The 22,675-nt window shown below is 39.3% G+C and carries 23 protein-coding genes; 17 read left to right on the top strand and 6 right to left on the bottom strand.

The genetic code is table 11. The annotated features are described in order from the left end of the window. Positions 1 to 131: 131 nt before the first annotated feature. From B3E00_RS18250 to B3E00_RS18230, 5 genes are all read left to right on the top strand, one after another. Complete coding sequence (locus B3E00_RS18250) at positions 132 to 356, top strand: helix-turn-helix domain-containing protein (protein ID WP_293939600.1); 225 nt, start codon at positions 132 to 134, stop codon at positions 354 to 356. A gap of 205 nt (positions 357 to 561) precedes the next feature. Next, positions 562 to 3,000, top strand: a complete 2,439-nt coding sequence (locus tag B3E00_RS18245; protein WP_293939598.1) for an ABC transporter permease — start codon at positions 562 to 564, stop codon at positions 2,998 to 3,000. 254 nt (positions 3,001 to 3,254) lie between these two features. Beyond that, positions 3,255 to 5,657: an FtsX-like permease family protein gene (locus B3E00_RS18240; RefSeq protein ID WP_293939597.1), complete on the top strand. Its 2,403-nt coding sequence runs from the start codon at positions 3,255 to 3,257 to the stop codon at positions 5,655 to 5,657. A 106-nt stretch (positions 5,658 to 5,763) separates the two neighbouring features. After that, on the top strand, positions 5,764 to 6,423 hold the full coding sequence (locus B3E00_RS18235; protein WP_209581685.1) for an ABC transporter ATP-binding protein: 660 nt from the start codon (positions 5,764 to 5,766) through the stop codon (positions 6,421 to 6,423). A 100-nt stretch (positions 6,424 to 6,523) separates the two neighbouring features. Further along, positions 6,524 to 7,372, top strand: coding sequence for a transglutaminase-like domain-containing protein (locus tag B3E00_RS18230; RefSeq protein WP_293879636.1), 849 nt, complete (start codon positions 6,524 to 6,526; stop codon positions 7,370 to 7,372). Positions 7,373 to 7,380: 8 nt separating this feature from the next. On the opposite strand, the gene B3E00_RS18225 is transcribed toward B3E00_RS18230, so the two are convergent. Beyond that, positions 7,381 to 8,541, bottom strand: coding sequence for a hypothetical protein (locus B3E00_RS18225; protein WP_293879635.1), 1,161 nt, complete (start codon positions 8,539 to 8,541; stop codon positions 7,381 to 7,383). A gap of 178 nt (positions 8,542 to 8,719) precedes the next feature. Here B3E00_RS18225 and B3E00_RS18220 point away from each other — a divergent pair, with 178 nt between their 5' ends. The 12 genes from B3E00_RS18220 (at position 8,720) to B3E00_RS18165 (ending at position 18,775) form a co-directional block, all read left to right on the top strand. Further along, entirely contained in the window at positions 8,720 to 9,370 is a 651-nt protein-coding gene (locus B3E00_RS18220) for an epoxyqueuosine reductase QueH (protein WP_209581691.1), read from the top strand. A gap of 102 nt (positions 9,371 to 9,472) precedes the next feature. Further along, the gene (locus B3E00_RS18215; RefSeq protein ID WP_209581693.1) at positions 9,473 to 10,009 is read left to right on the top strand and encodes a YceD family protein; all 537 of its coding nucleotides are present in this window, start codon (positions 9,473 to 9,475) and stop codon (positions 10,007 to 10,009) included. A 14-nt stretch (positions 10,010 to 10,023) separates the two neighbouring features. Then, a complete protein-coding gene (gene rpmF / locus B3E00_RS18210; protein ID WP_046672269.1) occupies positions 10,024 to 10,215 on the top strand; it encodes a 50S ribosomal protein L32 in 192 nt (63 codons plus the stop codon). 106 nt (positions 10,216 to 10,321) lie between these two features. Further along, positions 10,322 to 11,260: a phosphate acyltransferase PlsX gene (plsX, locus tag B3E00_RS18205; RefSeq protein WP_293879633.1), complete on the top strand. Its 939-nt coding sequence runs from the start codon at positions 10,322 to 10,324 to the stop codon at positions 11,258 to 11,260. Between the two features lie 7 nt (positions 11,261 to 11,267). Beyond that, positions 11,268 to 12,257: a beta-ketoacyl-ACP synthase III gene (locus B3E00_RS18200; RefSeq protein ID WP_209581697.1), complete on the top strand. Its 990-nt coding sequence runs from the start codon at positions 11,268 to 11,270 to the stop codon at positions 12,255 to 12,257. A gap of 74 nt (positions 12,258 to 12,331) precedes the next feature. Then, complete coding sequence (gene accB / locus B3E00_RS18195) at positions 12,332 to 12,811, top strand: acetyl-CoA carboxylase biotin carboxyl carrier protein (protein ID WP_209581723.1); 480 nt, start codon at positions 12,332 to 12,334, stop codon at positions 12,809 to 12,811. A gap of 74 nt (positions 12,812 to 12,885) precedes the next feature. Next, positions 12,886 to 14,241, top strand: a complete 1,356-nt coding sequence (gene accC / locus B3E00_RS18190) for an acetyl-CoA carboxylase biotin carboxylase subunit (RefSeq protein WP_209581726.1) — start codon at positions 12,886 to 12,888, stop codon at positions 14,239 to 14,241. Positions 14,242 to 14,317: 76 nt separating this feature from the next. Continuing rightward, complete coding sequence (tatC, locus tag B3E00_RS18185; RefSeq protein ID WP_293939596.1) at positions 14,318 to 15,178, top strand: twin-arginine translocase subunit TatC; 861 nt, start codon at positions 14,318 to 14,320, stop codon at positions 15,176 to 15,178. A gap of 13 nt (positions 15,179 to 15,191) precedes the next feature. Beyond that, on the top strand, positions 15,192 to 15,638 hold the full coding sequence (gene rpiB / locus B3E00_RS18180; RefSeq protein ID WP_209581732.1) for a ribose 5-phosphate isomerase B: 447 nt from the start codon (positions 15,192 to 15,194) through the stop codon (positions 15,636 to 15,638). A gap of 177 nt (positions 15,639 to 15,815) precedes the next feature. Then, a complete protein-coding gene (locus B3E00_RS18175) occupies positions 15,816 to 17,390 on the top strand; it encodes a M28 family peptidase (protein ID WP_293879632.1) in 1,575 nt (524 codons plus the stop codon). Between the two features lie 157 nt (positions 17,391 to 17,547). Then, the gene (locus B3E00_RS18170) at positions 17,548 to 18,483 is read left to right on the top strand and encodes a J domain-containing protein (RefSeq protein ID WP_293939594.1); all 936 of its coding nucleotides are present in this window, start codon (positions 17,548 to 17,550) and stop codon (positions 18,481 to 18,483) included. 4 nt (positions 18,484 to 18,487) lie between these two features. Next, complete coding sequence (locus tag B3E00_RS18165; protein ID WP_293879630.1) at positions 18,488 to 18,775, top strand: chaperone modulator CbpM; 288 nt, start codon at positions 18,488 to 18,490, stop codon at positions 18,773 to 18,775. An 8-nt stretch (positions 18,776 to 18,783) separates the two neighbouring features. Here the strand turns inward: B3E00_RS18165 and B3E00_RS18160 are convergent, their stop codons facing one another. From B3E00_RS18160 to B3E00_RS18140, 5 genes are all read right to left on the bottom strand, one after another. After that, positions 18,784 to 19,674 (bottom strand): hypothetical protein, encoded by an 891-nt coding sequence (locus B3E00_RS18160; protein ID WP_293939592.1) that lies wholly within the window; start codon positions 19,672 to 19,674, stop codon positions 18,784 to 18,786. Between the two features lie 18 nt (positions 19,675 to 19,692). Then, positions 19,693 to 20,937 (bottom strand): energy transducer TonB, encoded by a 1,245-nt coding sequence (locus B3E00_RS18155; RefSeq protein WP_293939590.1) that lies wholly within the window; start codon positions 20,935 to 20,937, stop codon positions 19,693 to 19,695. Between the two features lie 29 nt (positions 20,938 to 20,966). Further along, positions 20,967 to 21,335 carry a BlaI/MecI/CopY family transcriptional regulator gene (locus tag B3E00_RS18150; protein ID WP_293939589.1) on the bottom strand — a complete coding sequence of 123 codons (369 nt, stop codon included), beginning with the start codon at positions 21,333 to 21,335 and terminating at the stop codon, positions 20,967 to 20,969. Positions 21,336 to 21,470: 135 nt separating this feature from the next. Further along, the gene (arfB, locus tag B3E00_RS18145; protein WP_209581763.1) at positions 21,471 to 21,875 is read right to left on the bottom strand and encodes an alternative ribosome rescue aminoacyl-tRNA hydrolase ArfB; all 405 of its coding nucleotides are present in this window, start codon (positions 21,873 to 21,875) and stop codon (positions 21,471 to 21,473) included. Beyond that, a complete protein-coding gene (locus B3E00_RS18140; protein ID WP_209581766.1) occupies positions 21,872 to 22,591 on the bottom strand; it encodes a DUF1003 domain-containing protein in 720 nt (239 codons plus the stop codon). Before B3E00_RS18140 ends, arfB begins: the two co-directional genes overlap by 4 nt. Positions 22,592 to 22,675 lie beyond the last annotated feature (84 nt).

Here is a 22,675-nt window from a genome sequence, read left to right as displayed (position 1 = left end):
CACACATTGAAATCATATAGATTTTCGATACAAAGAAATAGAAAATATTTCAAAAACAAAAACATTTGTATAAATAAAAATAACATTATCTATATTTATCTATACAAAAGGACAGATTATTAAATAAAAGGATGACAAAACTAGGCGAATTTTTAGCGAAGAAATCTGTGAATAAATCCCAGATTGCCCGCAAAACAGGATTAAGTAAAGCGAGAATCAATGAATTGACCATGACCGAGACCGCTAAATTACGGTTAGATGAAATGTATTTGATTGCTCTGGCCATTGATACAGATCCGGCCAAAATGATGCTCGAACTCTGCGAGCACCTCCAACTGAAAGAGATTAAGGATTAGGATACTTTCCTAGAGCCCTTTAATAAGATGATTTGTGCGGTATTGGACGAAAAACTGTTCGATATCGTACAGCCACAAAATCCAAAAAACAAAACAAAACACTGAAAAACAGCAATTTAATAAAATGGCAATACAATTGACTTCAGTCTAATGTCTAGATTGACCGGTCGATTACCGATCAATAAGATGTTAAAAATGTATTGTTATGATAGGAAATAGTCTTAAGGTCGCTTGCCGAAACATGGCAAAAAATAAGCTCTATTCTTTTATAAAGATCGGGGGATTTGCTTTTGGTATTGCAATCTGTATGCTCATCGTACTGTATATCAAGCATGATACCAGCTACAACAAGTTCTATCCAGCAATGGATCGCACCTATCGTCTCGTCGTTCAGCTTCCGATTGAAGGTAAAATTCAACGTTGGGTATCACTCTCGGCTCCCGTTGCCCCGACACTGAAAGCTGAAATTCCTTCCATAGAAAAAACAGGCCGGATACTCCCTAACCCTTTATTTGGCGCAGGAAGTAACCAGCTCTCCCTGAATGATAACCCGCAAAGCTTTTATGATGATGGCTTTGTGTATATTGATCAATCTATTCTTGACATGTTTCCGACACCCATGGTTTCAGGAACTCTTGCCCATGCATTGGATCAACCCAATACACTTGTCATTACGAGAAGTAAAGCGGAAAAATACTTTAAAAATGATCCTATAGGTCAGACCATGTATCTGAATAATAACAGGTCCAAACTCTATACCATTACCGGCGTGATCGAAGATATACCCAAAAACTCCACTTTAGCAGGTTATAGCTTTTTCATGTCGCTCGCAGGCGAACCCTTTTATCCCGGCGAACAGAACCAATGGCTCAGTAACAATTACACAGTCTACGTTAAATTAAAGCCGCAAGTTAATATTGAACAAACCGAAAAGGAGATTTTAAGAAATTATAAAGCGCACTATTTACCTGAATATAAAAAATCAGGGCGTAAGCTCAATCCTTTATTCGAACAGGCAAAAATCAACTTACAAAATGCACTTGACATCCATTTGAAGTCTTCCGATATCGATGACGATAAAGTCAGTATATTGAATCGGGGAGATATCCGTATGGTCTGGACTTTTGCCATCGTCGCATTGTTTATTCTTTTGATTGCCTGTATCAATTTTATTAACCTATCGACCGCCAATGCCGCTACACGGGCCAAAGAAATTGGCATCCGGAAGACAATTGGTTCGACAAGGACATTATTGATCGGACAATTCCTGCTCGAGGCGATTTGTTATAGTGTATTGTCTTTGCTTGTTGGTCTATTGCTGAGTTGGGTTTTGTTGCCCATATTCAACAGTCTCGCCAATAAGTCGCTGACCATCCCCTGGACATCCCCTTACTTTTTCCCATCATTATTGTTGGCAATACTGTTCATCGGCAGCCTGGCCGGAATCTATCCAGCTTTGTATCTATCCCGATTTAAACCAATTGCCGCATTGAAAAACAAGACCACCGGAGCCAAATCTTCATTATTCAGAAATGGCCTTGTCGTCTTTCAGTTTGCTACATCTATCATCCTTATTGTAAGTGCCTTGGTGACCAATCAACAGATACGTTATATCCTTGAAAAAGATTTAGGTTTCAAAAAGGAGCAGGTCATTATCCTCCGAGGTATTGGTACATTGGGGAATCAGATCCCAAGCCTTAAAAATGAGTTGAAGTCCATTGCAAATGTAAGTTCCGTTTCCTTAGGCGATTTTATTCCAGTTCCCATTGATGGTGCCAAAAGAAACGGCAACCCATTTTGGAATGAGGGCAGACGGGAGATCGATATGGCCACACAGGGACAGTTCTGGGAGATTGATCAGGATTACCTTGAGACCTTCGGATTGCAACTGACCAAAGGTAGAAATTTCGATCCCAAAATGGCCACAGACAGCACCGCTGCCATCATCAACCAAAAATTGGCGAATGACCTGGGATTAAAAAATCCCATCGGAGCAAAAATAACCAATGGCGATACCTGGACAGTCGTTGGTGTTGTGGATGATTTTATTTTTGAGTCGCTAAAAGGTAAAGGGTACGCTGGCTTATGTATGGTATTACGGGGTTATCCCTCACTTTTATCCATTAAAGTTAAACCCGAAAACCTACAGGAGACCCTGAACGGAATTAACAGTGTATGGAATAAATTTTCACCCAATCAAAAGATCAATTACAGTTTTTTGGATGAGGGCTTTGCTTCCCTTTATCAAGATGTTGAACGGACGAAAAATATATTCAGCTGTTTTGCAATCGTCGCCATTTTTGTGGCTGCCCTCGGTCTCTTTGGACTAGCCACCTATGTGACACAACAGCGGACAAAAGAAATCGGTGTGCGGAAGGTGCTTGGCGCAAGTACGATGAGATTACTGAAACTGCTGTCCGGAGACTTTATAAAATTGGTGTTTGTTGCCTTGGTTATTGCCTCACCTGTTGCGTGGTGGGCAATGAACCAATGGCTCAGAGACTTCAACTATAAAATAGATATCAACTGGATATACTTTTTTCTGGCGGGCATGGGCGCTGTCCTCATCGCCTTAGGTACCATTAGTTATCAGACCTGGAAGGCTATCAGGACCAACCCCGTCGATAGTCTAAGAGATGAATAAAGTCAGAAGATCTTAAAAATTAGTGCTTGTTGCCTTGGTCATTGCTTGCCTGTTGCGTGGAGGGCAATGCCAATGGCTAAAGGGGGATGAATGTTCGATTGCGAACGAAAACTGTCCGAAATCGGACATCCAAAAACAAGATAAACACAACATAAGACACTTATAGCAAAACAATTACAACAATGGCAAGGGGATTGCATTTTTAATTAGGTGAAATAGTTCGAATTGGTTTAAACATACATATCCAGCGTAAAATGGCACAAAATGATTTCAAACTGGCATGGCGTAAACTTTTAAAAAATAAGGGTTTCACATTTTTGAACATTATCGGACTGCCCCTTGGTTTTACAGGTTTTATCCTTTCGTATCAATACATCAATCGCGAAACGAGTTACGATACATGGAATCCACATTTCAAGGATATCTATCAAATTGGTTTGGAAGCCGAAGGCGCTTTTACAGATGAGACCTCGCCTGCTATGGCTCCTTTGTTAAAACAAAATTTACCTGAAATCATCTATGCAGGTCGAAAAATAGTCTACAACTACGGCAGTTATCCCCTTTTTGGTGAAAATACAGTCCTTATTAAAAATGCTGCGCTCATTGACTCCTCTGCGGCACGCATCTTTCAAATCGAAAATGCAACTGGGCCACTCTACAAAAACAAGGAACAAAAGGAAGCGACTATGGTCAAAAGCCATATCGCCGAACAACTATTCAAAAAAGAGGGCCTAAATTTCGACAGTCCCCATTCGATTCCAGCTCAAAGCCTTGCTCTAGGTGTGCACGAGACGATTTATGGCACCATCAAAGAAAAAGGTCTATCCATAATTGATTATGATCTCCTTTTTATCCGTGAACCGCAGGATCTCTTTGCCGATAATAATCCTTTTTTGTATCAAACTTTTATTCAGGTTCGGCCCGGTACGGATATCGCGAATTTGACGGGTCGCATCAATGCGCTTTACCAGAAAGAAATCGCACCGAAAGATAAAATTCGCTCCTCTAGTTATGCCAAAGGGAAAATCTATCTGGATCCATTGACCAACCTTCACCTTCGGCCAAAAACGGGAAGTAACACGGCTTATATCATCACGTGGATTATTGGTATTCTCTCCGTTTTGATTCTCTTACTCGCCTCAGCCAATTTTGCCAACATGATTATGGCACAGGCGGATCAACGCATTAAGGAACTTGCACTCAAAAAAATATTGGGAAGCTCCCGCTGGGCTATCGTCAGACAATTGGCGCTCGAAGTATTTATTCTGACATTCAGTGCGGCAGGCCTAAGTTTCGTCGCTTTGGCCCTCACAGGAAATATCCTTCAAAAATGGTTCAATGATGACCTTAAAGGCTATATTTTGAGTTCGGAAACAATCGCCCAACTTGCTATTGCCGTACTAATGACAACGGTTCTATCGGCAATATATCCAGCTATCGTACTCTCCGGCTTCAAATCTGTCAATCTCCTAAAAGGTGGACTGACTTCTAATCTCAAAAAGGGCACATTTCGCAACGCATTGCTAACTTTCCAAATCAGTATGGCCATCCTATTTATTTCGGGCATGCTAGTTATTCGAGCACAGCTAAATTATATGCAGCAGACGGATAAAGGATTTGAACCTGCACAGGTCGTCAATTTCAGAGGTGTCGGTATGTATTACGATAATAAAATCGATGGTTCTTATCAACAATTAAAACGTCGGATAGAGAATGATCCCAGTATTGCCTCAGTCGCATCAGCGACAAATATCCCAGGGGAAGACGAACAGCCTCCGAAAAAGGATTTTTCCTATATTGAAAAAACCGTTTCATTTGCACATGTCGGTATTGATCCTGGATATTTCAAGACATTAAATATCCCTCATCTAGCGGGGAATATCAACCTGTCCATGGACCAGTTGCTCCGCGACTCACTATCGAATTATGCAGTCATCAACGAATCTGCTGCCAAAAATTTAGGACTTGCAAACCCCATAGGCGTAAAAATTAAGGGCTGTGATGTTAACTTTGAAATTGTTGGCCTGGTCAAAGACAGTAAAGCTTACGGCTTTGAAAATGTAGTTCAACCGACGATATATTCATTTAAAAGTGAATGTGGCAGTATGCGCTTTCAGGCAACACTCATGGTCAAAACAAAATCGGGAATGGTCGATCGGGCAATTCAAACCGTCAAACAAGAATGGGCGAAAAACCCAGCCGCAAAAGATCTGCCCCTTGATTATTCCTTTATGGATGAGCAATATGCTTTACAACACAAAAAGCAGCAAGAATTGCAGACTGCTTTTAATAGTTTCACAACCCTTTCGGTTATCATCGCGGCTTTAGGGCTATTCAGTATGGCAGCGTATCAGGCGGCATTACGAAAAAAGGAAATGAGTATCCGTAAAGTACTGGGAGCATCGGTACACTTACTGTTTGTTCAACTAAACAAGCCTTTTTTCAAGCTCTTTGTGATCGGAATCGGGATCGCAATTCCAATAGCCTATATGCTTATGAACAAATGGCTTTCCAATTTCGCCTATCATATACAGCTATCCTGGTGGTCGTTTTTGATTCCAATATTTTGCATATTTATGTTGATATTATTTTCCATCAGCTTTCAATCTATAAAAGTCGCAAAAACAAATCCAGTAGACAGTCTGCGGGAAGAATAATAGAACATGAAGAGAACCAATGCCAGTCCATACGCTGCAATCGAATACCAATTGTGGCTACTAGAAAAAATATAAATACGAATATCTAAGATCTCAATATTAAAAAATGATACAATTAAAAAATTTATTCAAGTGGTATAATGTAGGTGGCACACGCTCATTCGTCCTTAAAGATGTAAGTCTCGATATTGCTGAAGGCGATTTTATCTCCATCATGGGGCCATCGGGGTCTGGAAAATCGACCCTGCTGAATATTATCGGTATGCTTGATGAACCTGACGAGGGGGCGTATTTTTTTATGGGCGAGAATGTATTGGAAATGAAAGCGAAAAAAAGAACGCAGCTTTACCAGTCCCATATTGGCTATGTATTTCAGGCTTATCATCTCTTGGATGAATTGACTGTATACGAAAATATCGAAACGCCCTTGATTTATAAAGACATTTCAAGCAAAGAAAGAAAAGCTATTGTGGCCGATATGCTCGATCGTTTTGGCATCGTGGGAAAGAAAGACCTATTTCCAGCGCAGTTATCCGGAGGTCAACAACAAATTGTCGGTATTGCACGTGCATTAGCAGGTTCGCCTAAATTATTACTGGCCGATGAACCTACAGGGAATTTAAACTCCAAACAGGGTGAAGAAATCATGGATCTATTCAAACAGCTCAACGATGACGGTGTGACGATCATACAAGTAACGCATTCGGAAAAGAATGCAGAATACGGCAAAAGAATTGTGAATATGCTGGATGGTCAGCTCAAATAATTGTACGCCAAATTAACCTGAATAATCCCTACCCGGTAAGCAAATTACTGGGGGGATTTTTTTATATTATTTCTCGAATCAATTTTTTAACTTCGTTAGGATGAATGAGAGAGAGTTGAAATCGCTAGTATCACTGTTGGACGACACCGACCAACAGATTGTTCAGGAAGTTGAACACCAATTAAAAAGTCAAGGTCCTGAGATCATACCCCATTTGGAAAGATTTTGGGAATCGAGCTTTGATCCCCATGTACAGGGGCGTCTAGAAAATATCATTCATGAAATTCAGTTTGATCAGACCAAAAATGAGTTACAAATCTGGAACCTGAGCAACTCATTCAACCTACTGGAAGGATTAATTATCCTCAATAATTATCAATATCCTTCCTATGAAAACCATAAAATTGTTTTGGCGATAGAAGACCTCAAAACTGAGGTATGGCGAGGTCTTCATTACGACATGACTCCGCTGGAAAAAGTGAACCTGATGAATCATGTTCTTTTTGGGTCTTTCGGCTTAGCAGGGAATACGAAGGACTATCATCACCCACAGAACTCCTATATTGGCCAGGTACTGGACACAAAAAAAGGAAATCCCCTAACCTTATCCTGCATCTACAGCATCATTGCACAGAAACTGGACATTCCAATCTATGGGATTAATTTACCAAAGCATTTTGTGTTGGCGTATATGGATATGGACGAAGAAGGGAATGAACAAGTTTTATTTTACATCAATGCATTTAACCGGGGTCAGGTAATGCAAAAAAGTGATGTAAATTCATTTCTGAAGCAACTGAACCTATATCCAGATAGCGCGTTTACCTATCCCTGCGATAATGTCACAATCATTAAACGTGCTTTACGAAATTTGATGTCTGCCTACGAAGAGCATGAAAGTTCAAGCAAGCAACAGGAAATCAAAACACTGTTTGAACTGCTTGCTTAAACTATTTATTAAAAGTTTGTAGTCGACCGACCATCCAAAAAGATATAATTTGGACGCAGATTTCCGTATGTTTTTGCTGCAATATCTGGTTGTATGTTACCTTCTTCTAACAATGGGAACCGCGAAATCGTATTATTCGTTAGATCAGAAACATAAAAAAACTTTCCTTCGTCGCGCCGGTCATCAATTGTTACTCCCCAAGGCTCTACTAATCCAGTATTCGCTCCACCGACAACATAATCAGGCTCAACATCTACTTTGTCTGTAGTCCCACTAAACAAAGCGGCAGGATTTTTAAAAAATAATACTTCTTTACCCGATGTTACCGCTAATAAGCCCTTATTGGGTGCATAAGATACGGGGCCCAATTGGGTTCTTCCTTTGATATAGACTTTCATCATAGGCTTGAATTTATCTGAATCGACAATCGTATCACGCGCCTGATTAATCAATTGTTGTTGGAGGTTGGCATAAACTGCAAATCCACTTCCCTTACTCGAGCCATCACTATTAAAACCTATAACTACTAACTTATCATTGTTATTGCTGCCATTGAGCAACGTCAGCGAACTCGGGACAACAGTTCCCAGATTTATCTGCTTATCAATAATAGGGGCTCCACCCTTCGAGCCGACCTTCCCAGTAGGCGTACTTACGGCATACAACATGGAGCTACCGGCTCCACGGTTTGTCACGGCTAAAAGAAACGGAATGGTTGTAGCGGAAGTAGCACTATTTTGTTGCGAAAAAGTGTAGTAGGCCAAGCCCCTGACATTTGTAAAACCTCGGTATCCAATTGCACCAGAAGTACCGGGAATACCATAGATATCATTTGCAAATGGGATAACCTGTATAAATGTATCCTGCGGAGTAATACTTGCCTGGAAAACAGCCTTGGCATTCGCATCAAAGAGAATTGGCCCGCCCCCTTTAGCCGGAGATAGATATTGATAGATATTATCCAAATTGTTGGTATCTGCTGGATCAACAATCATCATATTTTTCAGGGAAGAATTATTCGGATCATAATCTAAAAAAGAGATATACAATCTCGATATCTGCGTGATTCGTCCTTCGTTTGTTGGTTCATCATCCAATTTCTTACAGGAAACAAAACCTATAATACTGATGAATACTATAATAATACAGGATTGAAACGAAAATTTCATATTTTTTTTATTAAAAATAGCGTATTGCGTTAAACATACAAATCTACTAATATATGTAGAAAATAAATGAATTTATATGATTCTTTTAAGGGCAGCCCCTTCAAAGTAAAACGGAAATATTTGTCAATTCGCTACTTTTTGATTAAAATTGCCTTTGTTTTTGTTAGCATATACGATTATGGAAAATAAGGAATTTGTAAGGGAGACATTGACGTTACCTGGAGAAGGCAAGAAATTACTCTTACACTCCTGCTGTGCTCCTTGTTCTGGAGAAGTAATGGAAGCACTCATTGCTTCAGATATCGATTTTACGATTTATTTTTACAATCCCAATATTCATCCACGCAAAGAATATGATTTACGCAAAGACGAGAACATTCGATTTGCAGAAAAACATCATATTCCTTTTATTGATGCAGATTATGATGTAGACCATTGGTTTGATTTAGCCAAGGGGATGGAACAAGAGCCGGAGAGAGGTATTCGCTGCACGATGTGTTTTGATATGCGTTTTGAAAAAACAGCGGAGTATGCAGCGGCGAATGGCTTTGATGTGATTTCTAGTTCACTGGGCATTTCACGCTGGAAAAATATGGAGCAAATCAACGATTGCGGCTTACGTGCGGCTTCGCGGCATGAAGGTATGGAATATTGGACCTTCAACTGGCGTAAGAAAGGTGGATCGGCCCGTATGTTGGAAGTCTCCAAGAAGGAGAAATTCTATATGCAGGAGTATTGCGGCTGCGCTTATTCGCTGCGCGACACGAATAAATGGCGCATGGCAAATGGGCGCGAAAAGATAGAGTTAGGCAAAAATTATTATGAATAAGCCCTATCATTGGTAGGTATAAAGCTTGGCCTTAGAATATTTAAAAAAATATTTCGATCCTAATGATTTTATACATACCTTTGCAGGCTCAAATGCAAGATTGTGAAACATCTAAAACAATATAGAATTCCCTTTTCGGGGCTCAACGCTGGAAAGCACAATTTTGAGTTTGACATTAATAAAAAGTTCTTTGACTGCTACGAACATTCGATTGTAAAAGATGGCAATCTGGAAGCAGAAGTTGAGTTGCAAAAACAGGAGAACCTGTTGATATTGCATTTTGATATCCAAGGTGAAATTCAGTTGACTTGTGATACCTGCTTAAAAGAGTTTATGTCACCGATTTCAATTCAAGAGCGGATATTAGTCAAATTCACGGATGAAGATTGGACAGATAACACCGAAGAGGTGTTAATTTTATCCAAAAGCGACCATGAGTTGGATATAGCTGAGCTATTGTATGAATACATTAATTTAGCTGTTCCCTATATCGTCAAATGTGAAGAGCAAGGAGAAGGCATACAATGTGATCCTGAGATGCTCGCATTATTCACAAGCGAGCCAGAATCAGAGGAACAAAAAGAAGAAGAAATTATCGACCCACGTTGGGAAGCATTGAGAAATATTAAAAATAACTAAAACAAGAATACGAGATGGCACATCCAAAACGTAAGACTTCTAAATCAAGAAGAGACAAAAGAAGAACACATTATAAAGCTGAAGCTCCAAGCTTGACAGTATGTAAAGAAACTGGCGCAGTTCATTTACCTCACCGTGCATATACTGTAGACGGAAATTTGTACTACAACGGTAAATTGATCATTGAAAATACAGCTGTTGTCTAAGGTAAACCTTTCATAACGCCAAAACATCCCAGACAAGCACTATTTTAGAAATTTGCTTTACTTTGGGATGTTTTTTGCGTATTATTGATTTACTAAATAATAACGGATGAAGATTGGTTTAGATATTTTAGGAGGAGATTATGCTCCTAAAGCAACGATAACAGGTGCTATTGAAGCACAAAAGCAGCTTACTGGAGACCAAAAAATAGTCCTTTTTGGTAAAACTGAAGAGACAAAACAATTAATCAATCAAGCCGGAGGAAATTCATCTGACTTTGAATATGTTGAGGCTCCAGAAATTATTGCGATGGGTGAACATCCAACCAAAGCAATAACTCAAAAACCCAACTCAAGTATTGCGAAGGGATTTGACTATTTAAAAAACAAAGAAATCGACTCATTCGCTTCTGCTGGTAACACCGGCGCTATGCTCGTGGGCTCGATGTTCAGCGTTAAAGCTATCCCAGGCGTATTGCGTCCTGCTATAGCATCCATCGTTCCCAAATTGAAATCAGGCTTCGGGATCTTATTGGACGTCGGCGCAAATGCGGACTGTAAACCAGAGATGTTGAACCAATTTGCAATCTTGGGAAGTGTCTTTGCCGAACATGTGTTCAATGTATCCAACCCTAAAGTCGGATTATTGAATATCGGAGAAGAAGAAGAAAAAGGAAACATCCTAACAACCTCTACCTACCCCCTACTAAAAGCCAACGACAAAATTAACTTTATCGGAAATGCAGAAGGTCGCGACCTGTTCAGTGACCATGCAGACGTATATGTCTGTGATGGATTTACAGGAAATGTCGTCTTGAAACTTGCAGAATCATTTTATGTAGTAACGTTGAAAAAGGGTTTTAAAGATGATTTTTTCGACCGATTCAACTACGAACAGTACGGCGGTAGCCCCATCCTGGGAGTAAATGCTCCTGTCATTATTGGCCACGGTATTTCGACACCTGAGGCCATTAAAAATATGGTTTTATTTTCAAGAGATATGATCGAGTCTAAGTTCATTGACAGCATCAGATCTATTTTCAATTAGAATATTTATGTCAAAGATTCACGCCGCAATTACGGCTGTAAATGGTTACGTTCCGGATTACATCCTAACCAACAAAGAATTGGAAACAATGGTCGACACTAACGACGAGTGGATCGTTTCCAGAACGGGAATCAAAGAGCGTCGCATCTTAAAAGGCGAAGGGCTTGCTACTTCAGATCTTGCTGTACCTGCCGTTCAAGGTTTATTGAAAAAAAGAGGCATAGCTGCTACAGATATTGATCTCATCATCTTTTGTACCAGTACTCCAGATATGCTGTTCCCTGCCACAGCTAATATTCTTGCCGATAAAATTGGAGCGACCAATGCTTGGGGATTTGATCTTCAGGCTGCATGCTCAGGATTTTTATTCGGTTTGAACACGGCAACGCAATTTATCATTGCTGGTACACATAAAAAAGTACTCGTTATCGGTGCAGACAAAATGTCTTCGGTCATCAATTATCAAGACCGCAATACCTGTATCCTATTTGGTGATGGTTGTGGTTGTGTCCTATTGGAACCTAATGAAGAGGGTTTAGGTATACAAGATGCAATTTTAAAAACCGATGGTTCTGGGGGACAATTTTTGAATATCAAAGGTGGTGGATCACTTAACCCAGCCTCGCATGCAACGGTAGATGCCGGATTGCACTATGCCTATCAAGAAGGCCGCACAGTATTTAAATTTGCGGTAACCAATATGGCAGATGTTGCGCACGAAGTGATGGTCAAAAACAATCTTAAATCGGAAGATATCGCGTGGTTGGTACCTCATCAGGCCAATAAACGTATCATTGATGCTACAGCAGAGCGCGTGGGATTGCCGGATGAGAAGGTCATGGTGAACATTCAAAAATATGGTAACACAACAAGTGGTACAATCCCTTTGTGTTTATGGGAATGGGAATCGCAATTGAAGAAAGGAGATAATCTTATCCTTGCCGCTTTCGGCGGTGGTTTCACTTGGGGATCCATCTATTTAAAATGGGCGTATTAATTGTCCATTTTATGGTATAATTTATTACTTTTGACAGTTAGAATTTTTTAGAAACAAACAAAACCTAGAATACTATGGGTATGGATATCAAACAAATTCAGGACTTGATTAAATTCGTTTCAAAATCAGGTGTGAATGAAGTCTCGATTGAAGAGCAAGATTTTAAAATTACAATAAAAACAAATCAAGAGCCTACGTATGTAACAGCTTCTGTTCCTGCTGTTGCCCCTATCGCTGCTCCTCAAGTTGCGCAAGCAGCGGCACCAGCTCCTGTAGCTAGTCCTGCAGCACCAGCCGCAAATGCAGATGCAAACTTGATTACAATCAAATCACCAATGATCGGTACATTCTACCGTTCGGCAGGACCTGGCAAACCGTCTTTCATCAATGTTGGTGATGATATCAATACAGGTTCTGTATTATGTATCGTTGAAGCAATGAAATTATTCAACGAAATTGAATCTGAAGTTTCAGGTAAAATCGTTAAGATTTTGGTAGAAGATGCTCAACCTGTTGAGTTCGACCAGCCATTATTCTTAGTTGAGCCTAAATAATTTACAATTGTGTAAATGAATATATGTAGCCTCCAAAGGGCTACATTTTTTTGCAAACTTCATAATTCAAGACAATGTTCAAAAAAATATTAATTGCAAATAGAGGAGAGATTGCCCTGCGCATTATCCGTACCTGTCGTGAAATGGGTATCAAAAGTGTTGCAGTATATTCTACTGCTGACCGAGATAGCCTACACGTAAGATTTGCGGATGAAGCCGTTTGTATCGGTCCTCCTCCAAGTAGAGACTCTTACTTAAACATTCCGAATATTATTTCTGCTGCCGAACTGACAAATGCTGATGCAATCCATCCAGGATATGGTTTCTTATCCGAAAATGCGCGCTTTTCAGCGATATGTGCAGAATATGGCATCAAATTTATTGGTGCTACAGCCGAACAGATCGAGAAAATGGGTGATAAATCCCGTGCTAAGGATACCATGAAAAAAGCTGGTGTTCCTACAGTGCCCGGATCTGAAGGTTTGATCTCAAATGTAAAAGAAGGCATTTCATTAGCCAATGAAATCGGTTATCCTGTTATCATCAAAGCAACTGCTGGTGGTGGTGGTCGAGGAATGCGTATCATTTGGAAAGATGAAGAATTCGAACCGGCGTGGGATTCTGCACGTGTTGAATCAGCTGCGGCTTTCGGTAATGATGGAATCTACCTTGAAAAATATGTAGAAGAACCTCGTCATATTGAATTCCAGATTGTAGGTGATCAATTTGGCACTGTATGTCACCTATCTGAACGTGACTGCTCAATTCAACGCCGTCACCAAAAATTGATCGAAGAATCTCCATCTCCATTCATGACTCCTGAGTTGAGAGCCGAAATGGGTGAAGCTGCTGTCAAAGGTGCCAAAGCGGTGAACTATGAGGGCGCTGGTACGATCGAATTCCTGGTTGACAAACATCGTAACTTCTACTTTATGGAAATGAATACCCGTATCCAGGTAGAACATCCAGTAACGGAAGAAGTCATCAATTTTGATTTGATCAAAGAACAGATTAAAGTGGCAGCAGGAATTCCTATCTCGGGAAAAAATTATGAACCGCAGATGCATGCCATTGAATGTCGTATCAATGCAGAAGATCCTTTTAATAACTTCCGCCCTTCTCCAGGTAAGATCACGAACTTTCACTCACCAGGTGGGCATGGAGTACGTGTAGATACCCATGTATATTCAGGATACACCATTCCGCCTAATTACGATTCGATGATTGCGAAATTAATCACTGTGGCACAAACGCGTGAGGAAGCAATCAGCACTATGGAAAGAGCACTAAGCGAATTTGTCATTGAAGGAATCAAAACAACCATCCCTTTGCACTTAAGATTGATGCGTGATCCTAATTTTAGAGCAGGTAATTTCACAACGAAGTTTATGGAAACTTTTGACCTAACTGAATATCCTGTAGAAGATTAAATAAAATTATCTTTACACACATAAAAAATACCATTCTTTACAATAAGAATGGTATTTTTGTTTCCAAACAATTTTTATGAATACACCTAATTCGAAAGATCTTATACAAGCTATTAAAGATAAAGGGAAGAACATAGAAGCAGAGATGTCGTTCTTTGACCACCTTGAGGTTTTAAGATGGCATTTGGTCCGTTCGGCAATTGCGATCTGTATCTTTGCAGGTATTGCTTTTACATTCTATGATTTCGTATTTAACGATATCATCATGGGGCCAAAGAATCTAAATTTTTGGACTTATCGCATGATGTGTAAAGCAGCCGACGCTTTTAATCTGGCAGACTTTTGTGTAAAAAAAATTCCTTTTAATATCATCAATACTGAACTAGCAGGTCAATTTATGCTTCAGATAAACTCCTGTTTATTGATGGCTTTGATGATGGGCTTTCCTTATCTCCTTTTTGAAATTTGGTTATTTGTAAAACCAGCTTTAACAGACGTAGAAAGACGATCTGCCCGTGGGTTTGTATTTTATGCTTCGCTATTGTTTATTTTAGGGGCACTCTTCGGATACTACATTGTTGTACCATTATCCATCAACTTTCTAGCAAATGTATCGCTGAGTGATGAAATCGTCAACCAGATTACCATTGATAATTACCTCTCGACCATTTCAACTTTAACATTGGGCTGTGGTATTGTCTTCCTACTTCCGATACTGGTATTTATTCTCTCTAAAATCGGTATTATGACTCCGGAATTTATGCGAGCCAGCCGTCGTTATGCAACAGTCATTATTTTAGTGATAGCTGCGGTTATTACACCTTCGGCAGATATAATCACCATGCTGACAGTTGCGGCACCAATGTTCCTATTATATGAAATCAGTATTATGGTTTCTGCGGATGTTAAAAGAAAAAAATTAGCACAAGAAAAATAAAATAACAATAAAAATGAGCAGCGTAAAGAAAATTGCAATTGGAAGTGACCACGCGGGTTTTGACTACAAAACAGCTTTGGTAAGCTTTTTGAAAGAATTGGGTTATGAAGTAACAGATTTTGGGACAAATTCTCCAGACTCAGTTGACTATCCAGATTTCGCACACCCAGTTGCATCAGCAGTGGAAAATAAAGAAGCAGATGCCGGAGTTTTAATTTGTGGCAGTGCAAATGGAGTTGCCATCACAGCCAATAAACACCAAAATATTCGTGCTGCTATCTGCTGGTTAGAGGAAATCTCTGCTTTGGCCCGTCAGCATAATGATGCTAACGTAGTGTGTATCCCAGCACGTTTTATCGATCTTGAGCTTGCTAAAAAGATTATCAATACATTTATAAACACAGCATTCGAAGGTGGCCGTCACGCTAATCGGGTAGACAAAATCGCTTGTAGCTGTTAATAAATTAACATATTTTAAGATGCGGATGAAAGGTAAACAATACTTTTCATCCGCTTTTTTTTATATATTGTGCAGATACTGAACGTACTTACATCTATCTGTAAGAAGATAGCGGCGGTGGAGCCAACTGAAAACTCAAGATAAAGCTTACAAACTAGTAACAGTAAAAAATAAACAATGAAAAAAATATACAACCTGCTTTGGATCGCATGCGTGCTGATGAGCTGTGCTAAAGCACAGGACGTAAACAGTAAATATGCGGAGGAAATCACCGTAGAATCTACGCAAAAGCATCTACGCACCTTAGCTTCTGTTGATTTTGAAGGCAGAGGAACGGGGCAAAAAGGCGGACGCCTGGCTGCAGAATATATTGCCAATGAATTTAAAAAATATGGCCTTACTGCACCTGTCAATGGATCTTATTTCCAACCCTTGCAGCTTATTCGAAATAGCTTCAAGGTAAAGCAATTTAGTATTAATGAGAGACCTTTTCAACATGGCAAAGATATTTTTGTCATTGGCAACAATGAAAACAAGTTTTTCGAGGGTAGTGAAATTGTTTTTATTGGCTATGGTATTGATGATCCCAAATATTCGGATATCGCTGGTATGGATCTCCATAATAAGATTGTTATGCTAATCAATGAGCATGAACCAACGGATGAAAAGGGTAATTCATGGATTAGCAGCACAAAGACTCCGTCTAACTGGTCGACAACCAGAAATAAAAAAGTTAAGGAAATCCTTAAACACAATCCTAAGATGATATTGGCTATTAACAGTCAATTATCTCAACTTTTGGAAGATGCTGGAGACCGGGCTACAGAAGGACGCTATAATTTAGCGATAGATCAACCCGCACCGGAGAAGTCGCCTATGATCCCTGTTGTCAATATTACTGATCATGCAGCCAACTATGTTTTGAATCTAGCGCGAACTAACCTTGCCGCTATAGTTTCAAAGATTAATCGATCTGGACAGCCAAGTTCTTTTGTTATTCCTACTAATTTTAAAGCCGAGTTTGGCACCAATGCCACTACTCTAACTGACCCAAATATTCTTGGTTACCTGGAAGGAACAGATAAAAAAGATGAAGTCGTGGTGATTGGAGGCCACTATGACCACGATGGAATAGATTCCAAAGGAAATATCTTCTTTGGGGCCGATGACAATGCCTCGGGCACAACGGCTGTTCTCGAGTTGGCACGTGTTTTTTCAAAGGCTAAATCTGCTGGAAATGGCCCTAGGCGCAGTATGTTGTTCATTACCTACGCTGCAGAGGAAAAAGGATTATTAGGATCCAAATTTTATACCGAAAATCCAGTGTTCCCATTGAAAAATACTGTAGCCTGCATTAATATTGATATGATTGGTCGTGTCGACGATAAGCATCTCAAAGGAAATCACAATTACATCCATGCGATTGGTTCGGATAAATTGAGCTCGGAGTTGTATCAAATCAATAAGAATGAGAATGAGATGCATACGAAAATGGAGATCGACTACACCTATGACAATCCAAAGGATCCCATGCGTTTGTATTATCGTTCAGATCATTACAACTTTGCAAAAAAAGGTATACCCTCAGTCTTTTATTTTTCGGGATTGCATCCGGACTATCACACACCTGCGGACACCTATGACAAGATCGATTTTCCCTTGATGGTAAAGCGCGAGCAACTTGCATTCTTTACTGCATGGCAAATTGCCAATCGGGAAAATCGCCTCGTTGTTGACACCAATAAGGAATAAGACCGAATTATCCGCAGCAATTAAAATTATTTTACCGTATAAAAAAAGGCAAGTGAACAAAGGTTTACTTGCTTTTTTTATACGGTAAAATGACCTTTAGGATAAACATTTTATGGGTAATTATTGTTAACTTTAATACAAAAAACAAGTATAATTTATGGCTTTTGTAGATTACTATAAAGTGCTTGGCACTGATAAGACAGCCTCAGCTGATGAGATCAAAAAAGCATATCGAAAACTAGCCCGCAAATACCATCCTGATGTCAACCCTAACGACAATGAGGCCAAACAAAGATTTCAGGAGATTAATGAGGCAAATGAGGTATTATCTGACCCTGAAAAGCGTAAAAAGTATGACCAATATGGTGAGCACTGGCAACATGGGGAGGAATATGAAAAAGCGCAACAGCAATACCGCCAATCCCAGTCGGCTGGAGGCAATCCATTTGGCGGAACTGGCAATCCCTTTGGCGGAAACAGCGGTTCTTACGAATATACCGGAAACTTTGACGACGGCCAATTTTCTGATTTCTTTGAACAGATGTTTGGGAGCAGAAGTGGTGGCGGACGGCAAAGCACATTCCGTGGACAGGATTTTAATGCCGAACTCAGCTTATCTTTACAAGAGGCTTACACCACCCATTCACAAACATTTAATATCAACGGAAAAAATATCCGTATCACGATTCATGCGGGAGTCGAGGATGGACAAAAAATCAAACTTAAAGGTTATGGAGGCGATGGTATAAATGGTGGTCCAAAGGGAGATCTCTACATAACAATCAACATCGCGCCCGATGGTCGTTTTAAACGTCAGGGAAGCGACTTGTATACAACACTTGACATCGATCTCTACACCGCTATCTTAGGCGGCGAGGCTACGCTAGATACATTCGGTGGAAAAGTAAAATTAAAAATAAAAGCTGAAAGTCAAAATGGTGCAAAAATGCGTCTTAAAGGAAAAGGTTTTCCTGTGTATCGAAAGGAGGGCGAATTTGGAGATCTATATGTTACATTGAATATACAAATGCCGAGTAATCTGACTGCCGAAGAAAAAACATTGTTTCAACAATTGAAGGATCTAAAGAAATAATATTATGGAAACGACACTTATAAGAGTCATAGACTTCTGTCAGTCTAGAAAGGTTGAAACAACCTTTTTGGAAACCATGGTGGAATATGGCCTCATACACATCGTCATTCAACAGGAAGAACAATATATCGATGAAGACGATCTTCAGAAACTGGAACGTTTTTCAAATCTCTATTACGAGCTAGAAGTGAATCCTGCCGGAATTCAGGTGGCCAGCCATTTATTGGAAAAAGTGGAGCAGCTTCAAAATGAAATCTGGCATTTAAAGAATAAATTAAAATCNNGATTTTAATTTATTCTTTAAAATTCGACATCTCGCTCTGTATTTACTTTGGTCTGCCAAACAATTTTATCTTTCAAAGTCGTGTACAGAATTTCATAATCTCCTTTACAGGTGACAAAGGATCCATAAAAATCATTGGGCTTCATCACACGATAAACAACCAATTTTCTTTTCCCCTCAACCACACCATAGGCTTTCATTAACATAAAGCCTGTTTTGTTTATCTTTTCTTCAGGAATTTTATAATCCAAATGTGAACGGCTAATACCGTCATCTGGGCATAAAATTTCGGTACGGCTCGGTGTAAACTTATAACGATCGCGATACATGGCCACATTCGACATTACGATATCCTTAGCCCATGCAACGTCGGTAAAATTCTCGGGGACGAGAAAAATCAAAGACACCATTTTTTCTTGCCAAAGGCGGCCGTTAAAAGGGATGACAAAATGAAGCAACTTCTGCCTTTTAAACGTTGTGATGTTATAAAAATATCGACCTTCTTTATGCTGCTCACGTTGAAAAGAACTTAGATTCAGCAGATGGTTTTTCTTTCCTTTTACATTTGGTGAATTGTTCACTATGGCAAGCATATCATAGCTATATTTCCCCGCTAAATGTCCAGAAAATAGCACGCTGTAAGCAGTGTCCGAATATCGCAAGTGGCGTAACACCTTGCGAAACCTACGCGTAACTTTATCGGCATTGATTGGACTCGTATTGCCTTGCCAATTTTTATCCTCCATAATATCATCCCCTAAAAATACGGTGAGCTCTTTATTGAGATTAACAAAATATTCGTCTCCCTCGATAGCAAAACCGTTAGGAACGACCTGATAAGATTTACATGAAGAGAGCGTCGCAAAGGCGATAATGACATAGAAGACTCGGATGATTATGGTGTGCATACTATAATACTTGATGTTTTATTTTGCTAGATTAAGACGAATGGGCAATGTATAGGCAACTCGTACTGGTTTACCGCCGACGAGCGCCGGTTTCCATCGCTTTGCACGTTCCATGAGTTTCAACGTTGCTTCTTTGGTGCCATAACCGAGATCCTTTTTTACTTTAATATGGGATAAGCTACCATCTATTTCAATAATAAAATTGACTTCAATCATACCACTGACATCATGTTCCACAGCCTGTTTTGGAAACTGAAAATTATTGCCTACCCAAATCATAAATGACTGCATTCCTCTTTCTGGAACTGGCTTCACTTCGACCTGATCAAAAGGCATCGTATCCGATTGTTCATTGGACTGTATGTGGATACGCTTTGTTTGTTTAGGCGGGTAGGTCTGATGATCGAATGTTGCCACCTGCTTAACCCCTGACTCAACAGCTAAAACCATTCCTTTTGCCCTACTCGTATTGAATACTAAAGTAGATAAGGTTATCAACAATAGCATGGGTAACACCGTTACATATAACAGGCGCTGTCTCGGGTTCGATTTATCTTTAAATAACATCCTGATGCGCAACTTTAAAAACGAATGATTCGAAAATTCTTGTGAAAAAACCAATTGGTCTGTTCGCAATGCATGAGCGACCAACATTTCTGCATAGGCCACCTTATCGGCAGAACAAATTTCATCTACAATATATTCATGTTGAAACCGTATTTCTCTTTGAAGAAAATAGACAACAGGATTGAACCAATTGAAAATTTTCAGGATCTCAATCAATAGCAAGTCGTATGAATGCCCCTGTTCAGTATGGATCTGTTCATGCCATGCAATATTTTCCTTGTTGTAGGTCAATCTCCCGATTACAATCCTATTAAAAAAGGAAAAACTTAGGTGATCAGGCGAAGAACGCAATACCCGAAAAAGATAGCTGATTCGGACCATTAGGAAAAGGCAGGCGAGTATCACCCCTATCCAATAAATCTTTACAATTATATCTAAAAAAAATAAGGGCTGTTCAATTGAGCTTCCAATTCCTATATCCACATATGTTCCCAGATCGATCTTTACAAGATGTTTGGAAATCAGCTCAGTCTTTGGTAATTCAATAAAAATACCTACCGGAGCCAATAGCGAAAATATGGACATTCCGATGAGATAGATCCGATTCCATTGAAAAAAAGTGAGCCTTCTAAAAATCAGTTTATAGAGTACAAAACTGATAATCAATGAAACATTGACAATCAATAAATAAATCATAATCAAAAAGTTTATAAAGGTTTTGGTTGTTACTTATTACGTTCAATTATAGACAGGATTTCATCAAGTTCCCTAACGTCTAATCTATTCTCTTCCAAAAAATAAGAAAGCATACTTTTGGGGGAATTATCAAAATAATTGGTTAGTAATTTTCCTGTAAGACCTTTCTTATATTCCTCTTTTGAAATCTTCGGTGAATACTGATGGCTTTTTCCAAAAGATTCATGCGTCACAAAACCCTTCGTTTCGAGAATACGAACGATAGTCGACACTGTATTGTAGGCAGGTTTCGGTTTTGGCAACCGATCAATAATCTCTTTGACAAAGCCACGCTCCATCTCCCAGAGCTCTTTCATAATTTGCTCTTCAGCTTTCGTTAACTCTTTAAAATCTTCCATAACCTCTATAGAATAAAAAAATACTGTAATAATAATACGTTATCTAAGTTAAAACTAAATATTTAGTTTCACAACTATATTTTTAGTTTTAAAATAAATAACTGATAAACAATACTTATTATTAAAGATTCGAATTTAATCTTCGAAGTTCTTCTTGCGTGAAGCTTTCAGTTGAGCTTGTTGCTTCTTTCTGTCTAACCTTTTTAAAATACTTGAATAAGGTATTCTTGTTTTCTTTCGGGCCTTTATTGGTACAAGCGCGGACTCCAAAATACGCCTAAAGCGATCGATTGCAATTTCTTTATTCCGAATCTGTGATCGATCGATATCACATTCCAGTTGCAATATTCCATATTTATTTATGCGATTTGCCAAAACTGTATAAATCATCGCTTTTTCTTCAACAGAAACAGCTGTGGAAACCTCGACATTCCACTGCAGCAATACTTTGGATGACACCTTGTTTACGTGTTGTCCACCTGCTCCGCCTGACCTGGAAAACTTAAACGTCAGTTCGCCTATTACTCCTTCTAAATTCATTTTTCTTTAAATGCTTCTTCTATCTTTTCCATTTTCTTTAGTAAAAAACCCAATTTTTCCACTTGGTCCCGTTGTACTTCGGCAAGTTCCTGCTCTTTGCGGATAATGAGGTGATCAATTTTCTCATGCAATTCCCTAATTTCGAGTTCGGCTTTTAAGTTAACCATATAATCATTTCTTGCCCGTTCGCGATCTTTATCTTCCTGCCTATTTTGGCTCATCATAATAACGGGAGCCTGTAACGCTGCCACACAGGACAGAATCAGGTTAAGTAAAATAAAGGGATAGGGATCAAAACCTTTATTATTTAACCAATAGATATTGGCTAAGATCCAAACGATCAAAAAAAAGATAAAAGAAATAATAAATACCCAGCTTCCACCAAATTCCGCCACTTTATCTGCAACTTTGTCCCCTAAGCTGATCGGTTCATTTGTATCCCCATCCAGACTCGCGCTGATTACCTTATTTTCCTTGAAGCTATCAATTACCTGTTGATCGAGTTGACTTAACTGTCCCGACTCATCCCTTAAAAATTCGGATATATAAGCTTCTTTGAACCGTGTCAACTCTGTGGAAGCGATGTATTTATCTTTACCAAAGCTCGGATACTCCTTTTTTATCAGTTTAAAAATTGGCTGTCGAATTGAAGCCCCCAAAATACGTTGTTCAGAAGGAAACTGCTGTCCTGAAATATCACTTATAAAGTTATCCATATACCGATTAAATGTCTATTTAAAGATAGCGCTTTTTAACCAATCAAAAAATTCACAAAACTATGGCAATTGGTTTTTGTTATT

It is taken from the genome of Sphingobacterium sp. UBA5996 (genome assembly GCF_002429765.1).
GTDB lineage: Bacteria > Bacteroidota > Bacteroidia > Sphingobacteriales > Sphingobacteriaceae > Sphingobacterium.
This window is presented reverse-complemented; position numbering and strand designations above follow the sequence as displayed.

Excerpts from the sequence above, each read along its gene's own strand:
- B3E00_RS18250 (WP_293939600.1), top strand. The coding sequence starts at position 132 with ATGACAAAACTAGGCGAATTTTTAGCGAAGAAATCTGTGAATAAATCC.
- B3E00_RS18245 (WP_293939598.1), top strand. The coding sequence starts at position 562 with ATGATAGGAAATAGTCTTAAGGTCGCTTGCCGAAACATGGCAAAAAAT.
- B3E00_RS18240 (WP_293939597.1), top strand. The coding sequence starts at position 3,255 with ATGGCACAAAATGATTTCAAACTGGCATGGCGTAAACTTTTAAAAAAT.
- B3E00_RS18235 (WP_209581685.1), top strand. The coding sequence starts at position 5,764 with ATGATACAATTAAAAAATTTATTCAAGTGGTATAATGTAGGTGGCACA.
- B3E00_RS18230 (WP_293879636.1), top strand. The coding sequence starts at position 6,524 with ATGAATGAGAGAGAGTTGAAATCGCTAGTATCACTGTTGGACGACACC.
- B3E00_RS18225 (WP_293879635.1), bottom strand. The coding sequence starts at position 8,541 with ATGAAATTTTCGTTTCAATCCTGTATTATTATAGTATTCATCAGTATT.
- B3E00_RS18220 (WP_209581691.1), top strand. The coding sequence starts at position 8,720 with ATGGAAAATAAGGAATTTGTAAGGGAGACATTGACGTTACCTGGAGAA.
- rpmF (WP_046672269.1), top strand. The coding sequence starts at position 10,024 with ATGGCACATCCAAAACGTAAGACTTCTAAATCAAGAAGAGACAAAAGA.
- plsX (WP_293879633.1), top strand. The coding sequence starts at position 10,322 with ATGAAGATTGGTTTAGATATTTTAGGAGGAGATTATGCTCCTAAAGCA.
- B3E00_RS18200 (WP_209581697.1), top strand. The coding sequence starts at position 11,268 with ATGTCAAAGATTCACGCCGCAATTACGGCTGTAAATGGTTACGTTCCG.
- accB (WP_209581723.1), top strand. The coding sequence starts at position 12,332 with ATGGGTATGGATATCAAACAAATTCAGGACTTGATTAAATTCGTTTCA.
- accC (WP_209581726.1), top strand. The coding sequence starts at position 12,886 with ATGTTCAAAAAAATATTAATTGCAAATAGAGGAGAGATTGCCCTGCGC.
- tatC (WP_293939596.1), top strand. The coding sequence starts at position 14,318 with ATGAATACACCTAATTCGAAAGATCTTATACAAGCTATTAAAGATAAA.
- rpiB (WP_209581732.1), top strand. The coding sequence starts at position 15,192 with ATGAGCAGCGTAAAGAAAATTGCAATTGGAAGTGACCACGCGGGTTTT.
- B3E00_RS18175 (WP_293879632.1), top strand. The coding sequence starts at position 15,816 with ATGAAAAAAATATACAACCTGCTTTGGATCGCATGCGTGCTGATGAGC.
- B3E00_RS18170 (WP_293939594.1), top strand. The coding sequence starts at position 17,548 with ATGGCTTTTGTAGATTACTATAAAGTGCTTGGCACTGATAAGACAGCC.
- B3E00_RS18160 (WP_293939592.1), bottom strand. The coding sequence starts at position 19,674 with ATGCACACCATAATCATCCGAGTCTTCTATGTCATTATCGCCTTTGCG.
- B3E00_RS18155 (WP_293939590.1), bottom strand. The coding sequence starts at position 20,937 with ATGATTTATTTATTGATTGTCAATGTTTCATTGATTATCAGTTTTGTA.
- B3E00_RS18150 (WP_293939589.1), bottom strand. The coding sequence starts at position 21,335 with ATGGAAGATTTTAAAGAGTTAACGAAAGCTGAAGAGCAAATTATGAAA.
- arfB (WP_209581763.1), bottom strand. The coding sequence starts at position 21,875 with ATGAATTTAGAAGGAGTAATAGGCGAACTGACGTTTAAGTTTTCCAGG.
- B3E00_RS18140 (WP_209581766.1), bottom strand. The coding sequence starts at position 22,591 with ATGGATAACTTTATAAGTGATATTTCAGGACAGCAGTTTCCTTCTGAA.